The sequence below is a fragment of the Chloroflexota bacterium genome, assembly GCA_011322445.1.
GTDB lineage: Bacteria > Chloroflexota > Anaerolineae > Anaerolineales > DRMV01 > DRMV01.
Genome location: DRMV01000048.1, coordinates 79,808 through 98,060, shown reverse-complemented (window position 1 = coordinate 98,060; position 18,253 = coordinate 79,808). Strand labels below are relative to the sequence as shown.

The 18,253-nt window shown below is 61.6% G+C and carries 11 protein-coding genes; 3 read left to right on the top strand and 8 right to left on the bottom strand.

All coding sequences use genetic code 11. From position 1 onward, the window contains the following. Positions 1-45: 45 nt before the first annotated feature. Genes ENJ54_10905 through ENJ54_10890 form a run of 4 tightly spaced genes read right to left on the bottom strand, consistent with a single transcriptional unit; the run spans position 46 to position 4,621 of the window. Complete coding sequence (locus ENJ54_10905) at positions 46-1,074, bottom strand: LysM peptidoglycan-binding domain-containing protein (protein ID HFC10341.1); 1,029 nt, start codon at positions 1,072-1,074, stop codon at positions 46-48. Beyond that, the gene (gene fabL, locus ENJ54_10900) at positions 1,071-2,252 is read right to left on the bottom strand and encodes an enoyl-[acyl-carrier-protein] reductase FabL (GenBank protein ID HFC10340.1); all 1,182 of its coding nucleotides are present in this window, start codon (positions 2,250-2,252) and stop codon (positions 1,071-1,073) included. Before fabL ends, ENJ54_10905 begins: the two co-directional genes overlap by 4 nt. Further along, positions 2,249-3,223: a hypothetical protein gene (locus ENJ54_10895; protein ID HFC10339.1), complete on the bottom strand. Its 975-nt coding sequence runs from the start codon at positions 3,221-3,223 to the stop codon at positions 2,249-2,251. The genes fabL and ENJ54_10895 overlap by 4 nt, the downstream gene beginning before the upstream one ends. Before the next feature lie 36 nt (positions 3,224-3,259). After that, positions 3,260-4,621, bottom strand: coding sequence for a methylenetetrahydrofolate--tRNA-(uracil(54)-C(5))-methyltransferase (FADH(2)-oxidizing) TrmFO (locus ENJ54_10890; protein HFC10338.1), 1,362 nt, complete (start codon positions 4,619-4,621; stop codon positions 3,260-3,262). Between the two features lie 212 nt (positions 4,622-4,833). Here ENJ54_10890 and ENJ54_10885 point away from each other — a divergent pair, with 212 nt between their 5' ends. The 3 genes from ENJ54_10885 to ENJ54_10875 are packed head-to-tail and all read left to right on the top strand — an operon-like array spanning position 4,834 to position 9,367. Further along, positions 4,834-6,282, top strand: coding sequence for a hypothetical protein (locus ENJ54_10885; GenBank protein HFC10337.1), 1,449 nt, complete (start codon positions 4,834-4,836; stop codon positions 6,280-6,282). Next, positions 6,276-8,204 carry a PAS domain S-box protein gene (locus ENJ54_10880; GenBank protein HFC10336.1) on the top strand — a complete coding sequence of 643 codons (1,929 nt, stop codon included), beginning with the start codon at positions 6,276-6,278 and terminating at the stop codon, positions 8,202-8,204. Before ENJ54_10885 ends, ENJ54_10880 begins: the two co-directional genes overlap by 7 nt. A gap of 2 nt (positions 8,205-8,206) precedes the next feature. Further along, a complete protein-coding gene (locus ENJ54_10875) occupies positions 8,207-9,367 on the top strand; it encodes a sigma-54-dependent Fis family transcriptional regulator (protein ID HFC10335.1) in 1,161 nt (386 codons plus the stop codon). A gap of 35 nt (positions 9,368-9,402) precedes the next feature. Here ENJ54_10875 and uvrB read toward each other — a convergent pair whose 3' ends face one another. The 4 genes from uvrB to ENJ54_10855 all read right to left on the bottom strand — a co-directional run bounded on the left by uvrB (position 9,403) and on the right by ENJ54_10855 (position 18,226). Then, positions 9,403-11,448: an excinuclease ABC subunit UvrB gene (gene uvrB / locus ENJ54_10870; protein ID HFC10334.1), complete on the bottom strand. Its 2,046-nt coding sequence runs from the start codon at positions 11,446-11,448 to the stop codon at positions 9,403-9,405. Continuing rightward, positions 11,445-15,572, bottom strand: coding sequence for a PAS domain S-box protein (locus tag ENJ54_10865; protein ID HFC10333.1), 4,128 nt, complete (start codon positions 15,570-15,572; stop codon positions 11,445-11,447). The genes uvrB and ENJ54_10865 overlap by 4 nt, the downstream gene beginning before the upstream one ends. 589 nt (positions 15,573-16,161) lie before the next feature. Beyond that, entirely contained in the window at positions 16,162-16,989 is an 828-nt protein-coding gene (locus ENJ54_10860) for a glucosamine 6-phosphate synthetase (GenBank protein HFC10332.1), read from the bottom strand. Beyond that, positions 16,931-18,226, bottom strand: coding sequence for a hypothetical protein (locus ENJ54_10855; GenBank protein HFC10331.1), 1,296 nt, complete (start codon positions 18,224-18,226; stop codon positions 16,931-16,933). The genes ENJ54_10860 and ENJ54_10855 overlap by 59 nt, the downstream gene beginning before the upstream one ends. Between the last annotated feature and the right edge of the window lie 27 nt (positions 18,227-18,253).

Here is an 18,253-nt window from a genome sequence, read left to right as displayed (position 1 = left end):
GAGATACCCCCTTTTCGGCCTGGAAAGCGCTTTGGCGAAAGAGTGTTAGCCAAACCACTTCACCAGGAATTGTAAGCCGATGTAGGCCATGCCCATCAACAATGCGCCGCCCACGATGCCCAGCAGCAACACCAGGGAATGCGGAGCCGTGCTGTCGCCTGCGGGGGTGGGGGTGCCGCCGGGGGTAGGGGAAAGCGGTACCCACAGGGTGGCTGTGGCCGTGGGCGAGGCGCTGGCGGTGGGCGAAGGCGTGGCCGTGCCAGTGGCCGTGGGTGTGGGCGTGATTGTGGGCGTCTCGGTCGGCGTGGCGGTGATTTGGGGTGGCCTCACAATGACTTTTTGACCCACATAGAGCGTGCTGTTTAGTGTGAGGTGGTTGTAGCGCAGCAGATCCTGAATGGGCACTTTGTAAACGTAGGCGATGCCGGAAAGCGTCTGCCCATAGCGCACGATGTGGATAATGGAGCCGTCGGCGTTGGGCGTGGCGCGGATGTAGGGTGCGACCGGCAGCACCACGGTGGCGGTGGGGTAGGGTGTGCCGCCTGGGGGCACGGTGGGCGGGGAGCCTTCCCCGATGTAGTAGGCGGCGTCGATGGTGTAATAAGTGGCCCCGCGGCTGTCGGTGGCGCAGCCCGCGCCGATATCGCGGTAGTTGGGCCCCATCATGGTGTTCCAGTGGGGTTGGTCGCCCGTCCACATCTGGATGACCGACGCGGGGGTCTGATAGTAGCCCCAGGCAATATTTTCGGAAACGAAAATGGTGTGCCCTGCGCCGTAGCCTGCAGCCCGCACCCGGTCCCGCGGGTGTGAGCCGTCGGGCCCGATGTGGGTCATGGTTTGAATTGACGCCTGGTAGTCGCTATGTGCCTGTGAGACGGCCATCAGGATGGGATTGGGGGTGTAGGGGGGCAGGCCGTGGGAAGTCCGGAGGGCGTTGACACCGGCAATGAGCGCCGTGGGGCAGTCTTCGGCGCGGGTCTGGTAGGCTGTCCACGTGCCGAAGGCCGCGGCCAGGGCGAACAGCAAAGCGGTGGCCCAGTGTTTCCAGGTGGTGGAAAAGAAATGCCGTTTCATGAGGCTTCTTGTGCCGTGCGCATGGGAAGGCTATAACCGCCGTCAATCCAAATCACCTGGCCGCGAATCATGGCGGCTTCCGGGGTGCAGAGGAAACCGACCACCGCGGCTACATCTTCGGGCGTGACCAGCCGCCCCGCGGGGGTGGCGGCTTCCACCTCGCCGATGATGTCGTTCCCGCGAAACGTGGCAAAATGCTTGAGGGCGTCGGTCAGCACCACGCCCGGCGAAACTGCGTTGACCACAATGCCCTGGGGCGCCAACTCCACCGCGAGGTAGCGTGTAATGGCTTCCAGCGCGGCTTTGCTTGCCCCGACGACGACATATTCGGGCAGCACCCGCACCGAGCCAGGGCTGGAAACCGCCACCATCGCCCCGCCGCCGCGGGCAGCCATCAGCGGCGCGGCGCGCTGGGCGGCAAACAGGAACGAACGGGCGTTGATGTTCATGGTCCAGTCCCAGCCGCGGGGCTTTTGCTGCATGGCCGGGCGGTTGTAGCCCGAAGCCGCGTTGTGTACCAGAATATCTAACCCGCCGAATGCCTTTTCCGTGGCCTCGAAGAGGGTGTCGAGGTCGGCAATTTCGCCGACGTTGGCTTTGACCACCAGGGCTTTGCGCCCCAGCGCGCGAATCTGGTCTGCGGTTTCTTCGGCGGGGGCGCGGTTGCGGAAGAAGTTGACGACCACATCGGCACCGCGGCGGGCAAAGTGCAGCGCGATGGCGCGCCCGATGCCGCGCCCTGAACCAGTGACCAGGGCTACTTTACCTGCAAAGGACTGGGGCGGCGTTGCCGCGAGGCGAGGGAAGGTCAGCCCCTCGGTGAGAGGGCGGCCAGCGGCGGCGTTGGCGCGGGCAGCCTCCACCAGCGGGAGCAGCGCCGCGTGCAGGGTTGCAATTTCAATGCCCTGGCAGCGCGGCGGGAGGGTTTCCAGGTGCCCCTCGCACCGCTTGAGTACCTTGCGTGCGCCGGTCAGGTTGCCGCGTTTCAGGTGCAGGCACACCGCCGCGGCCTGCACCAGCGCCTGATACATTTCGCGCACTGGCGCGCTTTCTGCCTGCCACGCGGCTTCGAAGGCTTCGTGGGCCTCGAAATAGGCCCCGCGGTTGAATTCGGCAACGCCTTGCCGCGCCAAAGGGGAGAGCGGTTGGGCGCACGCGGCTTCCAGGGATGGGTTCATGAGGTTTCGGGAATCTCGGGGATGGGGAGGGCGGTGACGGTGGCAGGGGCTTCGTACTCCCGCGCGCCAGTGGTGGTGTGGACGGTGACTTGGGTGCCCGGCCGGTGGAAGGGGCGGCGGATGGCGGCCAGAGCGATGGCGGTGTGGGGTGTGGTCGCCAGCGAAGTCAGGTGGCCGATTTGCTCTTCGCCGTGGCGGATGGCTGCCGGAAGCATGACCGGGGAAGCCAGCCGAATGCCCGCGATGGTGCGGCCGCGTTCGGGTTGCCGCGCGGCATAGGCCAACATGGTGCGGCCGGGGAAGTTGGATTTGCTGACGTCAATCCACGGCGCCAGCCCCACTTCAAAAGGCGAAAACTCGGCGGTGAGTTCGGTGTCGGGGCCTAAAATGCCCCGCCGCACCCGCTCGTAAGTGTAAGTTTCGGGGCTTAGCAGCCGGGTGTGGGCCAGCATCATGACCGTGACGCCTTTGGGGTGGAGCAGCAACAGCCCCCCGCCCAAGACGCCAGGGAGGGAAATGGCGGCCGAGCCGTTGGGGAAGCGCTGGGTATGGCCGGGTTCCTGGGGCGGTTGCAGCCCCGGCGGTAAAGTGCCTTCCCCTGGGAGCAGGATGGCCTGGTCCCAGAGGCGGGATTCGTCGTGCACCTCCGCGGCATAGCGGCGGCTGGTTTTTCGCAGCGAGGCTAACGGCACGCTTGCCGACGTGGCTTCCAACTGGTTGCGCAGGTAGGTCAGGGTGGTTTCGCCTCGCCCCGGCAGGGTCAGTACCAGCAGGCTCTCGTGGTCGCTTTCCAGCACGATGAGGACGTCGAGAATGCGCCCGGCTGCGTTGGTCAGCACGGTGATGATGGCCTCGGTGCGCGTCAGAGCATCCAGCCGATTGGTCGTCAGGCTGTCGAGGAAGGCAAAGCGGTCACTGCCGGTCAGCCGGAGCGTGCCGGGGTTGGGGTAGCGGTAATACATCCAGGGCATGGTAGGGCCTCCTGTTGAGGCGCGTGCATTATAACATCAGCGCGCCTGTGCGAGGAAACCATCCAATGCCTCCAGGGCGCGGCGGGCGTAGGCAGCGTAGCGTTCCCGTTTGTTGCGGATGCGGCGGGAAAGCGGCGGCAAAATGCCGTAGTTGGCCTTCATGGGCTGGAAGTCGGCTTCCGAGGCGTGGGTGATGTAGTGGCAGAGCGCACCTAACATGGTTTCCTGCGGCAGCACCAGGGGGGGCTGGCCGTGGAGCACGCGGGCGGCATTCCAGCCTGCAAGCAGGCCGGTAGCGATGTTGCCGACGTAGCCTTCCACGCCGGTGATCTGCCCGGCGAAGAAGAGGTCGTCGCGGGCGTGGAATTGCAGGGTGGGGCGCAGCAACGCAGGGGAAAACAGGAAAGTGTTGCGGTGCATCTGACCGTAGCGGGCGAATTCGGCGTTTTCCAGCCCGGGAATCATGCGGAAGACCCGGCGCTGTTCGCCAAATTTGAGGTTGGTCTGGAAGCCCACCATATTGTAGAGCGTGCCGGCGAGGTTGTCTTGCCGCAGTTGCACCACGGCGTAGGGGCGTTTGCCGGTGCGCGGGTCGGTCAGCCCCACAGGGCGCATGGGGCCAAAGGCCAGGGCGTCGTGGCCGCGGCGGGCAAGCACTTCAATGGGCAGGCAGCCTTCGAAGAATTTGCCCTTGCCCGCACGCACGCCCGCGCCGCTTTCCAGCGTGGGCTTTTCGAACGCGTGCAGGTCGATGCGCTCTGCGGTGGTCAGGGCTTCCACGAACGCGCCGTATTCTGCGCGGTTCATCGGGCAGTTGATGTAGTCGCCTTCCTGCTGCTCGCCGCGGCCATAGCGCGAGGCACGGAAGCAGATGCTCATGTTGATGCTTTCCGCAACCACGATGGGCGCGATGGCGTCGTAGAAATAGAGGTGCTCCTGGCCGGTGAGTTTGGCGATGCCGTGTGAAAGGCGCTCGGAGGTCAAGGGGCCGGAAGCGATGATGGCTGGTTCGGATGGGATTTCGGTGACTTCTTCCCGCACGATGGTGATATTGGGGTGGGCTTCCAGCGCTGCGGTGACTTTTTGGGCGAAGGTTTCGCGGTCCACGGCCAGCGCGCCGCCTGCGGGCACGGCGCTTTCGTCGGCAATGCGCATGAGCAGCGAACCCATGCGGCGCAGTTCTTCTTTGAGTACGCCCGCGGCGCGGTCGGGGAGGTTGGAGCCGAGGGAGTTGGAGCACACCAGTTCGGCCAGGCGGTCGGTGGTGTGTGCGCCGGTGGTGGTTTTCGGGCGCATTTCGTAAAGCGTGACATGCACACCGCGTTCGGCGGCCTGCCAGGCGGCTTCGCTGCCCGCCAGCCCCCCGCCGACGACGATGAGTTCAGGTGCAGAAGGCATGAGGAATGCTCCTGAGAAGGGGAGTGGAAACGTATTGTAACAAAGAGTGGGCTTTGCGGGGAGGCAGGATGCAGGATGCAAGATGCAAGATGCAAGATGCAGGGTGCACCCCCCTGACTTCCGCGACGACGTGACTACGCTGACTATCCGACTAACCTGGCACAAATCTTGCTACCTTGTGCTATACTCTTTGCAGATTGTCGGGAGTCCTCATGCCGCACCTTCAGTTTGCCCCTGCTTTTACCCAAACGCAACGCCACCTGCCCAACGCGGTGTTGGCGCAGACGATGCAATTTCTCGTCCAACCGTTGGCCGATCTGGCGGAGGCGTTGCGCGCTGAGGTGGCTGCCAATCCAGCACTGGAAATTGTGGAGGATGGCAGGCGGCGCTGCTCGCGTTGCCATACGCCGTTGGTGGCCGGGCAATGCCCTCGTTGCAGCCGTCCTGTGGCAGCCGACCCTGCTGAGCCCATTGTGTTTGTCTCGCCGCCAGAAGACCATGCCACCCCGCTGCCCTGGCGCGATGAGGATGCTCCTGACCCGGAAGAAGTGGCGCTGGCCCAGCACGTGGACCTGCCCACCTATGTCGCCCGCCAGATTTCCCCCGATTTGCCCGACCCTGCTGCGCGGCGCATTGCGGCTTTCCTGCTTGCCAATTTGAACGATGATGGCTTGTTGAGCATGAGTGTGCCGCAAGCAGCGTATGCTTTGCGGGTTGCGCCGGCGCAGGTGGAAGCCGTGCTCGCGGTGATGGAAGCCGCTGACCCTGTGGGGGTGGGCGCGCCCTCGCCGCGGGAAGCCTTGCTGGCCCAGGTGCGCTATTTGGCTGCTGAAGGAGAAGCCGTGCCCGCGGCGGTTTTTGCCGTGTTGGAGCATCCGCGTGGCCTGGAAACCTGGGCTGAGGAAGGCGGGGAAGCCCTGGCCGCGCTGTTGGGGTTGGAAGAGGATGTGGTGGCCGAGGCGATGGCCTATATCGCGCAGCATCTCAACCCTTACCCCGCGCGAGCAGCGTGGGGCAATCGCCGGATGGGAATGACCCCACCGCCGCCCCCCACGGCGATGCCCGACGTCATCATCTCGTTCCACAACCACGACCCTCGGGGGCCGCTGGTGGTCGAGGTGCTTGCGCCGTTGCAAGGGCATTTGCGGGTCAACCCGCTTTTTCGCGAAACGGCGCGTCGCATGGGGGCGGCGGGGGAAGCGCTGCGTGAACAGGTTGAACGGGCAGCGCTGGTGGTCAAGAGCCTGCGTCAGCGGGAGAACACCATGTTGCGGCTGATGCGCCTGCTGACGCGTGAGCAGCGCGAGTTCATCGTGCACGGCGATGAACACCTCAAGCCGATGACGCGTGCCCGCATGGCCGAGCGGTTGGGTGTGAGCGAATCGACCATGTCGCGGGCCGTGGCGGGGAAACTGGTACAATTGCCCAGCGGTAAAGTGATTCCGCTGGCTCGCTTTTTCGATACCAGTTTGCCCGTCCGGGCTGCGCTGCGGCGGTTGGTGGCTTCCGAAGGCCGCCCGCAAAGCGACGCCGAGTTGGCGCGGCAACTCAAGGCGCTGGGCTTCCCTGTGGCGCGCCGCACTGTGGCAAAATATCGTGCCATTGAACACATTCCGCCTGCCTACCAGCGCCGGGCGGAAGGGCAAGGTGCTGCATGGTGATGCGTCTGCTGTCTTCCCCAGCGGGTGTGCCCCCGGCCCTGGTCGCCTTGCTGGAACACGTCGGGCTGCCCGCCATTCTGGTGGCTGGACGAGGCTCTCGTATCGTGGCTGGCAACCTTGAGGCCAGTCGCCAGAGTGGTTATTCGCGCGAGGGGTTGAGCCGCCTGGGATGGGAGCAACTTTTCCCCGAAATCTCGTGGGAAATGCTGGCGGAACTCGAAGGGCGGGAAATCGTCACTTTTTTGCAGCGGCGTGATGGCAGCAGCCGACAGATTAGTTGTGAGGCAAGCAGGTTGGGTGAAAAGGGGGATCTTTGGCTGGTGACTTTTACCCTTCCTGCCGGGCGGGGGGAAAAGGTTGAGGTGAGGGAAAGTGTGCTCGAGCGGGTGATTCGTCAAAGCGTGGAAGGCTTGGAAGACGACGACCCCGACGCCATGCTGGAGCGGCTTTTGATGGAAATTAGCCGTATTGTGCAATCGGCGTGGGGGGCTTTGTATCTTCTGGAGTCGCCGGCGTATCGGTTGCGCAGCAGAGTAGGGGCTGCCCCTGAGTTGCCGCTGATTTTACCCCTGCAAGATAGCGAACAGTTTAAGCAGCCTCACCGTTTTGGCCCTACAGAAGTGGCCGCTACGGCATTGCACGCGGTGGTGCGCACAGCCGAAGCACCTTACATCATTGCAGCGCCGTTAGGACAGGGGCAGGCTTTGGAAGGGTTTGTGGTGTTTGGGTATGTGCAGCAGCCGCCTGCGGGTATGTTGCGCAGGGTGGCAATCTTGGCGCGTGGGTTGCGTCAGGTGATGCTTTGTCGTTTGCACAGCCACCGGGCGCGAGAAGAGGAATTGCGAGCCCGACAGGTATGGGGGGTCACGCGGGTGCTGTTGCAACATGCCTATGAGGGCATTTTGATCTTTGACGACGAATTGCGCCTGCGCGGCCTCAGCCACGCCGCGGAAGCGTTGCTGGGCTATGAGCAGAAGGAAATTATAGGCGCGGCTTTCGCGGATTTGCTGGTGGGTGAGGTTGCTTTGGAAACCGCAGCGCGGCATGCTTTGGCATTGAACCAGCCGCAGGCCATAGGCGCTCATTTGTTGCGCCGCGACGGTGCCGAATTCCCCGTGGAAGTGCGCTTGGTGCCGTGCGTTCCCGATGGCGACGACCGACCGCAGGGGCTGGTAGTGTTGCTCCAAGACTTGAGCAAGGAAGAGCAATATCGCTTGCAAACCCAGCGGTTGATGTGGCGGGCTATGTTGGGAGACGTGCTGGCAAGTTTCGCTCATGAGGTGCGTGACCCGCTCAACAGCATCAGCACGGGCCTGGAGTGGTTGGCGTTTTCGCTGGCCGAAGATGCTTCAGAACATCAAACGGTAGCCGCTTTGCAGCAAGACGTGGAACGTTTGGACCACCTTGTGAAGCATTTGTTGGAATACAGCCGTACTCGTACCCTGCACCTCAAACCATTGGACGTTGGGGCGTTGGTGGAAAGCCTTTTGCGCCGTTGGGAGCGGCGCTTTAAGCGCTATCGCATTGAAACCACGTTTTACGTGGCGCGAGACGTCCCACCGGCCTTGGGCGATCGGCTTTCTTTGGAGCAGATTTTCGTGAACCTGATCGACAACGCGATCAAGGCCGTCAGGGACCAGCCGGGAGAGCGTTTTGTAGGCATCAAAGTAAGTCGCGCGACTTCTGAAAATGGCGTCGGGTGGGTCGAAGTTGCAGTGACCGATAATGGGCCTGGGTTTACCGATGAAGTAGCCCGGCACATTTTTGAGCCTTTTTACACCACCCGAAAAGATGGTTTTGGCCTGGGGCTTTCCATCACCAAACAACTCGTTACAGCACATCGCGGTAACATCGAGGCGTTTAGCTATCCGGGCGGGGGGACGGTGTTCCGCGTGCGATTACGCGCAGTGGAGAAGGGTTGATCATGGCTTACAACGTGCTTATCGTAGAAGACGAACTTCACGCACGGCAATACATCGCGGCGTTCCTGCAGCAGCAAGGTTATGAAGTGACCGAAGCAGCGACTTATGCCGAAGCCATTCAGGCGTTGCAACGTGGGCAAGGCGACATTGTGTTGCTCGATATTCAACTGCCCGATGCTTATGGTCTGACGCTTTTGGATGAAATTGCCGATTGGCCGAACCGCCCCCCGGTGATTGTGATTACCGGCTATGGCAGCATTGAAACGGCTGTGGAAGCCATGCGCGGCGGGGCTTATGATTTTCTGCAGAAGCCCATCAAATTCAAGCGGCTTTTGCAATCGCTCAAGCGTTTGGAAGAAATTGTCGCCATGCGGCGGGAATTGGCGCTCTGGCGGCAGCAGCAGGCCACGAATTTTGTGGCGGGCACCAGTCCAGCGATGCAGGCTTTGCTGGCGCAAGCCCAGCGGGCTGCGGAAGTTTCGGCGACAGTGCTCATTACAGGGGAAACGGGTACCGGCAAGGAAGTGCTGGCGCGCTACATCCACGAGAGCGGGCCGCGTGCCGATAAACCTTTCGTGCCCATCAACTGCGCGGCGGTGCCCGATACCATGCTGGAATCGGAATTGTTTGGCTACGAAGCCGGCGCCTTTACCGGCGCGACAAAGCGCAAGCCCGGTCTGATGGAAGTGGCTGACGGGGGTGTGTTGTTCCTCGACGAAATTGCTTCTCTGCCGCTGGATATGCAGGCTAAACTGCTGCGCGCCCTGGAAGAACGCGTCATCCGCCGCATGGGGGGCACCAAGTGGATTCCGGTAGATGTGCAAGTGTTGGCGGCTTCCAATCGTGACTTGCAAGAAATGATCGCAGCAGGCAAATTCCGCGAAGATCTTTATTACCGCCTCAAAGTGCTGGAATTGCGCTTGCCGCCGCTACGAGAACGCCGGGAAGACATCCCGGCGCTGGTGGGATTTTTCGTGCGGCAGTTGGCGCCGCGCATGGGCAAGCAAGTGCGTGATGTCAACCCCCGGGTGTTGCAGGCTTTGGAAGCCTACGATTGGCCCGGCAACATCCGCGAACTGCGCAATGCCATCGAGCGCGCTTTGCTCTTTTGCGATGGTGACACGTTGGAATTGGAGCATTTCCCCCCAGAGATTGTCAGGTGACCGTGAGAGAGACCTGACAGGTTTTCAAAAACCTGTCAGGTTTTTTGTTCCCCCAATAACTTCAACCGCTCCCACGGCTTCAAAGTAGGGTTGGAAGCCAGGCGGCCGCGCAGTTCGAAGATGCGGTCGCGCAATGCCGCGGCGCGTTCGAATTCCAGCGCCTCGGCCGCGGCGCGCATTTCGCCTTCCAGGTCGGCAATCAGTGCGGCCAGTTCCCTGGCCGACATGCGTTCAGGCGTGGTTTCGCCGGCGTGGTATTTGGCCTGGTTTTCGGCGACCTGTGCGGCGACCCGCTCGGTCAGGTCGTGGATTTCCTTGACGATGCCCCGCGGCTCGATGCCGTGTTCCCGGTTGTAGGCCATTTGCTTTTCCCGGCGGCGGTTGGTTTCGTCAATCGCCTGCTGCATCGCGGGGGTGATTTTGTCGGCGTACATGATGGCCTTGCCGTGCAGGTGGCGGGCGGCGCGGCCAATGGTCTGAATCAGCGCGGTCGCACTGCGCAGGAAGCCTTCCTTGTCCGCGTCCAGAATGGCAACCAGCGACACCTCGGGCAGATCCAGCCCCTCGCGCAGCAGGTTGATGCCCACCACGACGTCGAACACCCCCATCCGCAGGTCGCGGAGAATGCCGACCCGGTCGAGGGTGTCCACTTCCGAATGCAGGTAGTGGACTTTGATGCCCTGCTCGACCAGGTAATCGCTCAGTTTTTCGGCCATGCGCTTGGTCAGGGTGGTGACCAGCACCCGCTCGCCCACCGCCACCCGGGCGCGAATTTCGGCCAGCAGGTCGTCGATCTGGCCTTCGGTGGGGCGCACTTCCACTTCGGGGTCGAGCAAGCCCGTGGGGCGGATGATTTGCTCAACGACCTGCTCGGCTTTGCCCAGTTCGTAGGGGCCGGGGGTGGCGCTGGTGTAAATGGTGTAGCCCATGCGCCGCTCGAATTCCTCGAAGGTGAGGGGGCGGTTGTCCAACGCGCTGGGCAGGCGGAAGCCGTATTCCACCAACGTTTGCTTGCGGCTGCGGTCGCCGCGGTACATGCCGCGAATCTGCGGGATGGTGATGTGCGATTCGTCGATGATGAGCAGGTATTCCGCGGGGAGGTAGTCCATCAGCGTCCACGGCGGCGAGCCGGGCGGGCGCTGCTCCAGATGGCGGGAGTAGTTCTCGATGCCGGAGCAATAGCCCATTTCGCGCAGCATTTCCAGGTCGTAGCGGGTGCGCTGTTCCAGCCGCTGGGCTTCTACAAGTTTGCCCTGGGCTTTGAGTTCGGCGAGGCGGGTTTCCAGTTCGGCTTCGATGTCGGCCAAGGCTTTTTGCAGTTTCTCTTCCTCGGTGAGGTAGTGCCTGGCCGGGAAGATTTCCACCGCGTTCAGGAATTCCTGGCGGCTGCCCCACATATCGTAGGCCGCGATGCGCTCCACCTCGTCGCCGAAGAAGTCGATGCGGTAAACCAAATCGTCCGCGTATGCCGGCGCAATTTCCAGGGTGTCGCCGCGCACGCGAAAGGTGCCCGGGCGCAGGTCCAGGTCGTTGCGCTGGTACTGGCTTTCCACCAGCTGGCGCAGCAAGGCGTTGCGGCGGTAGATTTCCCCCGTGTGCAGGCGAATCACGCCGCGCCCGTAGGCTTCGGGATTGCCCAGGCCGTAGATGGCGGAAACCGACGCCACGATGATGACGTCGGGGCGGGTCATCAGCGCGGTGGTCGCGGCCAGCCGCAGGCGCTCGATTTCTTCGTTGATGTCGGCGTCTTTTTCGATGTAAAGGTCTTGCTGGGGCACGTAGGCTTCGGGCTGGTAGTAGTCGTAGTAAGAAACGAAGTATTCCACCGCGTTTTCGGGGAAGAACGCCTTGAACTCGGCGTAGAGTTGGGCGGCTAAGGTTTTGTTGTGGGCGAGCACCAAAGCAGGCAGTTGCACGCGCTCGATGACGGAAGCCATGGTGAAGGTTTTGCCCGTGCCGGTCGCGCCCAGCAGCACCTGATGGCGATACCCGCGACGCACGCCATCCACCAGTTGGCGGATGGCTTCCGGCTGGTCTCCGGTGGGCTGATAGGGCGCGTGCAGGCGGAAACGGGTGTTCATGGGGAAGGTGATGGCTCGTTGGCTTTGGCCGGAGGTTGGTCGGCTTGCATCATTTCCAGGAAGGCATCGACGACGCGGGGGTCGAAGAGTTTGCCTCTTTGCTCTTTCAGGTAAGTCAGGGCTTTTTCTTTGCTCCAGGCGGGGCGGTAGGGACGATCGCTGGTGAGGGCGTCGTAGACGTCGACTACCGCAAAGATGCGCGCTGCCAAAGGAATGGCGGTGCCTGCCAGGCCGGAAGGATAGCCGGAGCCATCCCAGCGCTCATGGTGAAAGAGCGGGATGGCAAGCGCTGGTTGCAGGTAGGGGATATCTTTGAGCATGTCGTAGGCCCAGAGGGGGTGCTGGCGCATGATTTCCCACTCATGGGCATCGAGTGGGCCGGGCTTTTTGAGAATGTGGTCGGGAACGCCCATTTTGCCGATGTCGTGGAGCAGGGCACCGCGACGGATGTGGGGAAGGCGCTCTTCGGGTACGCCCAGGCGGCGTGCCAGCGCGACGGTTAGGGCTGCCACGCGTTGGGCATGCCCTTCCGTTTCCTGGTCGCGCAGTTCTAACGCGCGCGCCCACCCTTCGATGGTGGCCTCGTAGGCAGCCCGCAGTTCGTTGGTTGATTTTTGCAAAGACTCCACCATCTGGGCGTTGTCCAGGGCGATGGCTGCGTGGCGTCCCAGATGGGTGAGGAAGTCGATTTGTTCGGCGGTAAGGCGGGTAGGAGTGCGGAAGAACAGTTCCAGCACGCCTTTGGTTTGCCCTTTCGCCACAAGGGGAATGCCAATGTAAGTGCGGATGCCTTCGCTTTCCAGGAAGGTGCGGCAGCCTTCGTGGAGGGCAATGGCCGTGACCAGGTCGTTGAGCACAATGGGCGCGCCTTGCAAGACGACCTGGCCGGGGAGGCTGCCGTTCATGTTTACCTGGCGACGGGCGGATTCGGGCGATAGAAACCCCGTGGCTGCCATCACCGAGAGAGAGAACAGGTGGGTATCGACCAGCATGACGTCGACGGCGTCGGGGCGGAATTGGGTTTGCACTTGTTCCAGCAGGATGTTGAGGGTCAGTTGCAGGTCGAGGCTGCCTGTGATGGCCTGGGCAATCACTTGCAGGCTTTGGAGTTGTTGCAGGCGATGGCGCGTTTCTGCGAGGAGCCCTAACCGGTGGAGCGTGATACTGCCTAACTCAGCCAGGGTTTCGAGCAGATGGCGTCGGCTTTCCGTCCAATGCTGGTTTGGAGGCAAGCCGATGAAAAGCACGCCAAGGGTCTTGTCGGGCGTGCGTAGCGGCAGGCAGGCGCCGCCCCAGCCTGCGGGGAGGTGTTCGTTTGCGGCAAATGCGGGCGCGTTTTCCTGGGCGAGGTCGTTGGAAAACAAGGGCTGATTGTGGGCGAAAACCTGTCCCGCGATGCCCTCTCCGGCGCGGGGTTGGAAGTCAATGTGTTGCATCCATCCGCGGGCAACGAGGGGTTTCAGGCGGTTGTCTTCGGCGTGGTGAAGCAAAATGGCGCCCACGTCGCTGTTGACGACAGCCAGGGTTTCGTCGAGAAGCACTTCCAGCGCGGCGTGGGTGTCTAAGGTTTCCCGCAGGGCCAGGGTCAGCCGGTGGACGGTTTCCAGTTCTTGCAAACGCCGCTTGAGGTTGGCCACCAGGCGGGCGTGCTGCAAGAGCAGAGTCGCCGTGTTGGCAAAGTGCGCTAACAGGCGAAGGTCTTCGGTGTTGAAAGGTGGCTTGTTGGGGTTGCCGTCCAGAACGAGCGCGCCAATGACTTCTTCGCCCACCACGAAAGGCACCACGGCGGCCTGGGGCGTCAGCGCCATGTGGGCTGTGCAGGCGTTGGTGAAACCCGCAGGGGTTTCGCTCAAATAGAACGGGTGCCGGTGGTGGCGCATTTCCTGGAGGGCTTCTTCGCAGGGGAAGCATTGGCCTTGCAAGCGGGGGGCGTTGCCCTGTTCGGCTTCGACGCACAGGTGGTTTTCTTCGGTAGAAAGCGTCAGCAGCACCCGCTCGGCAGAGGGCAGGAGGTCGTAAACGGCTTCGACAATGTGCACCGCCAGAGATTGGAGGTCCTCTTCGGGAATTTTGCCAAAGGCCTGAGCGATGCGGATTTCGGCTTCCAGGGCGTGCTGGTAGTGCTTTTGGGAAGTGATGTCAACCACGGAGCCCATGAGCGCCGGGCGGTCCTGCCAGGTGATGCGCCGCGCACCTAACAAGACCCAGCGTGCCTCGCCGCTCTTGGTGATGATTTGGAATTCATAAGGTGATGGGGCGTCTTCGCCGCGCAAACGGGCCTGCGAGTTGGCGCGTACAGTTTCGCGAAAATCGGGGTGGATGATCTCCCACGGTGTCATGGCGCGCAGTTCTTCGGCGGTATAGCCTGTGAGCTGGCTCAAGGCGGGGTTGGCGTAGGCAAAATGATTGTCCACCAGGACGTAAATGCCGGCCACGGTGCTTTCGGCCAGGGCACGGAAGCGGGCTTCGCTTTCGCGCAGGGCGTGGTAGGCTTTTTCGCGCTCGGTGACGTCGCGAATGTAGAAGCGCACGACGGGAGGTTCCCCCTCGGAAGCAGTGCGCAAGGTGCTGTGGTACTCCCAGAGGCGCTTTTCGCCTGTGAGGGGCATTTGAACCAGCATGAGGCCTTCCGCGACGCCGTTTTCTCTCAATTCCCGGATGTAATCATCGAATTCATGTCGCACTTCAGGCGCCAGCAAGTCGGGGATGTAAACCGGCTCTTCGGGCAGGGTTTCGTGCCCTAACAGGTGCGGCACGGTCGGGTTACTGGCTAACAGGCGGCCTTCAAGATCGTGTAACCCTACGCCATCTCGCAGGTTTTCGACCAGATCGCGGTAACGGGCTTCGCTTTCCCGCAAGGCGGCTTCGGTTTGCTTGAGGGGGGTAATGTCGACGGCTGAACCCACTACGACAATACGGTTGCCTAAGGCCACCACGCTGTCTCCGGCCAATGCCCAGCGGCGCTCGCCGTCCTTGCGACGGATGAGGACTTCGGCGTATTCTTGCACGGTTTGGCCTGCCATGCGGCGTCGCGCCCGCTCGCGGGCTAAGGCTTGCGATTCGGGTTCCAGGATTTCCCAGTAATGCAGATCGCGTAAGTCCTCGGGAGAATAACCGCTAAGCCGGTGAAAGGCGGGGTTGGTGTAGGTGAAACGACCTTTTTCGATCATGTAAACGGCAGCAGGGGTGCTTTCGGCCAGGGCGCGGAAACGAGTTTCGCTTTCTTTGAGCGCCTCGTGGGCTTGCACGCGCAAGATCGCGGCTGCAATGTCGCTGGCCAGCACACGAATGATCTGCTGCTCGCTTTCGCTGAAGGTATGCGGGGTGTGATAATAGACCATTAATTTGCCCAATAGCCGGTTCCCTCCAAGCAAGGGAATGAATGCCAGGGCGTGGATGTTTTCTTCGCGAAAGGCAGCCTGTAGGTCGGGGGAAAAGTCTTCGTGTTGAACGTCTTCATACCAGAGCGGTTTGGCATGAACGGCTGTCGAAGGCCAGGGGCTGTGCCCTTCGACTTTCTGCTGATAGGCTGGTGATAACCCGCGCGCGGCTACGAAGCGAGGCACTCCTTCTGCGTCAAAGAGAAGTACTGCGGCGCTATTGGCCTGGATGAGGTTGGGGATGCTTTCAACGGCAATGTCGTACACTTCTTGGGGCGTTTCCGCGCGATTGAGGGCTTCCAAAATTTGGTAGAGTTGCTGAAATTGTTCGGAGATGCGCCGGGCGCGGGTTTCGCTCTCGTGTTGGGAGGTCAGGTCGACGAAAATGCCAATGCGCCCCTGAAATTGCCCCTGGGCATCGTAATGGGCGCGGCACGCGTGGGCTACCCAACAAGTTTTGCCTTCGGGCGTTTGGTAAGGGAAGACGCTGCTGTGCTCGGTGGCTTCAGCGAAACGGTGAGGGTCTTTGAGTAAACAGGATGGGTTGGTGGCGCGGCATAGTGTGCTAAGGAATTCCCCCGGAAGCTGGTGTTTGAAAAGTGTCTGGCAAGCCGATGTGACGAAGCGGACTTTCCCCTGCGCGTCAACCCACACCAGGCACGCCGGGGTGCTCTGGCGAAGGATGTCGAGAAGCCCGTTTTGCTGTTCCCCTGCTGGGCTGGAGAGGCTGGGATGGGCGTTCATTGGTGGTCCCTGCTCCGTGCTGGCGATGAGGGGGTGGGGAAAGGGGGCTGAGAAACATGGTCGCACATCGGTTGGAAAGGGTGCTGCTTCCCCCTGGAAGCAGATGGGAAGTCCATTATACCACTGGGTAAAGATAACCCCAGTTTCGGATAATCTCTTTGGTGGCGTTTTGTGCTGAGCGGTGCGAACAACGGGAGCGAAGTTGAAGTGCCTGTGCTGAGCCACGCCGAAGTGCAAAACGCTGCCAACGGCGCGTTTCAACACCGATTGATCTGCAATCTTCCCTCAACGTGCTTATCCGCTACTCAGGTTAATAGTCTGATTTGCTGACCAAAAAGCGGTTGGCATCTTCGCGGGGCTACGTTCTTACGTTCCCCTGCAGGTGCTTTGAGAGAGGTGGCGAGGATAAGTGAGGGCGCTCGGGCAATATTTATGCCTCGGTGCTAACAGATTTTGGGGGCTCTCTCACCCCCCTGCCCGCCGTGTTTTCTTGAGTGTGGGCATGTGGGCTGTTTGTTCTCAAGCCATCGTTCCCCCTATTTGCTGTTGCTCCTCGTTCAGCGAGGCATGGCAGGTTAGCTCATAATTTCTACCCAAGGCTGCAAGCATATGTGGGAGTGTTGCCCAGTTCTGCAAGGCGAGAAGCATCGTAACTCAGGAGGGTGTTATGTGGCAGGGCTTCGGTAATCACGCTGCGCCCAAAGGCTTTGCGGAGGAAAATGTAGCGCGAGGAGAAAATCAGCGCTTGCCAGGGAGCATGATAATGCGCGCACAGGGGATTGTGGTGCTTGAGCACCAACAAGCGGTAGGGATAGCGCATGTCGGCGGCGAGGAAGGTGAATTTGCCTGCCAGCAACTGCAGCCGCTGGCAGGCTTCGGCGGCATAGTGGGCTTCGTCGGTGTGGGGGTTCATGTCCGAAAGCAGGCGGAAGATGATTTCGCTGTCCACCTCGCCCTGGCGAGGGTAGTCATAGCGGGTAAAGAGGGTGTCGTCGTTGGTAATGCGCCCGTTGTGCACGCCCACCACCTCGCCCGCCGAAATGGGGTGATTGTTATCGTTGTTTTCAGGGGCTCCCTTGGTGGGCAGGCGAGTGTGCCCCAGCCAAAGCACAGTTTGGGCATCGAGGGAGGCCAGCAGGTCGCGGTAACGTGCGGTTTCCACGAACTGCGAAGCAGGTATGGGCGCTTTGTAAACTACGAGTTCCCCATCGGTGCGCAATACCGCCAGGCCGGTGGCGGCTTTGCCGCGTTCTTCGTTGAAAAGCAGGTTGCGGGAGAAAAAGTCGCGGATTTCCTGCTGCACAGCAGGCGGGCGTTCACCAGGCGCAAAAAGGATGGCTGCAATGCCGCACATGGGGCTATCTCTTGAAAACCGTGGTGCCCTGACGGGCATCCCAGCGAATGCCACGCAGGGCATTGAGGCGGGCAAGGCGTTCTTCCAGGCTCTGCGGTGCGAGGAAGAGTTCCCGCGCGGCGTGCCATTTCCATGCTTCCAGCGAGGGGAAACCGCTCCACTCGCCCAGTTCAATGCGCTGCATCAGCCGACGGTCGGTTTCGTCAAGGCCGAGGTCATCCACGCTGGCACGCGCTGCAAGCAGGCTTTCGATACGGTCCCAATCGTAGCCCATGCAGCGCATCAGCGAGATGGGCGTTTCGGCCAATGCCAGCAGCACGTCTAATGCGGGGTTGTCCACGAACATACCTTCCAGCGTGGGGGCAAGGAAATCGAGCAGTTCGTAAGCACCCTGCCGCAGTTCTTCGATGATTTCGTCGGTGATGCCGCGGGTATCGCTGGTCGCCAGGTTGCCGTCGTTGTTACTGAGCATGTTCAGAATTTCCACCTTGCGCTGCCATGCCTGATAGTGCCCGACGTGAATCACGCCATACTGGCTCAAGTCCACCGATTTGAGCGCCAGTGCCAGCCAGAGGAAGGTTTGAGCGGCGATGGCCGTGGGCGAAAGGTGGGCATCGGGAAAGCGAAATTCCACGTGGAAGGGCAGCACGCCGCCGTCTTTGGTGAAACCGACGTGTTCCAGATTGAGAAAGTTCTGGTGTTCAGGCACAACGCGGCTGGCTTTGAGGCGAGTTTGAATTTCTTGCATGGAAAGCACGCCCGGGGACAGTTCGACCATTTCCAGATGGCTGTTGTGGTTGCGGCGGCGGCAGAGGGCTTCCCGTTTGTCGCCGCAACTGGTCATGAACTTGAGCTCGGGAGCATAGCGCCGCACTAAGTTCCACAGGTTGGCGAGCACGATGACGGGCACGGGCTCGGCAAGGCCGGGGGTGAGCAGGTGAAAGTGCAGGCCGCAGGTGGAACGTGGGCGCGCACCGTGGGCGCGCAACACGTCCATGATGCGCCGATATTGCTTCTGGAGCGCAGTGAAATGGGGATAACGCCCGATGATGCGGATTTCAATGCCGCAATGCTCGGTTTGGACGTCCCAAACGCCGTTTTCGCCCAGACGCTCCAGGCTGCTGGAAGGTTGGAGCGCGGCGCGCACCGCGGCTTCAAAATCGGGGCGCCTCATGCCTTTGGGCGGGGCAACTTCCAGTTCAGCGCCGATTTTGACTGTGCGGTAGAGCAAGTCTTTCCAGTAAGCCGCTTCATCGGGCGAAAGCAGATCGTCGCGGCGTAGCAGAATAGGGTCTTTCATGCCAGGGGAAGCGAACTGGGCAGCCGG